At 25.9% G+C, this 618-nt stretch carries 1 protein-coding gene; it reads left to right on the forward strand.

What is annotated here, in order from left to right; genetic code table 11:
• Positions 1–531 (forward strand): hypothetical protein (locus tag ABMQ40_RS16685; protein WP_370901645.1); only part of this gene is annotated, 531 nt, incomplete at its 5' end.
• Positions 532–618 lie beyond the last annotated feature (87 nt).

Here is a 618-nt window from a genome sequence, read left to right on the forward strand (position 1 = left end):
ATTTATATTATGAAAAAAATAGAAGTTTTTTGGAATATCGTCCATTATTTCGATTATAGATTTGAATTGAAAGTTCAGAATTTTCTTAGAGGAGGTGGCACCTATAGCCGTCCCACATCTAATCCTGAAATCCAGAAACAAAGAGATATAGAGGAGGAAATTTTTGAAAAAGTATTTAAAAATCCCCAATATGGTTTTAGCAGTATGATGGCAGGAAATTTTATATTTGGTTTAGCCGTAATTATTGGAGGAGGAATATTTTTTATACTAATGGGAGTTTTAAACTTTTATAAAATATCAATAGATAACTTTGGAATCTTAATAATAGTATGTGCCTTACCTTTTGTAGGTCTCACATATTATTTTATATTCCATAAAGATAAGTACTTAAAATATTTTAAAGAGTTTGACAAAAAATCAAAAGATTGGAAAAGGAAATGGATGTTGATTAGCTTTTTTACAGTACTGAGTATTTTTTTGTTTTTAATATCAGGTTTTCTATTCATGAATTATTTATCAAATATGAGCTAGTTAATTGCACTATTAGAGAAAATGTTAAGAATAATTAGGATGTTGAGAAATCAACATCCTAATTTTAAATTAAAATAAAAAAGTATT

The organism is Chryseobacterium gossypii (assembly GCF_041361455.1).
In the GTDB taxonomy this organism is placed as follows: Bacteria; Bacteroidota; Bacteroidia; order Flavobacteriales; family Weeksellaceae; genus Chryseobacterium; species Chryseobacterium gossypii.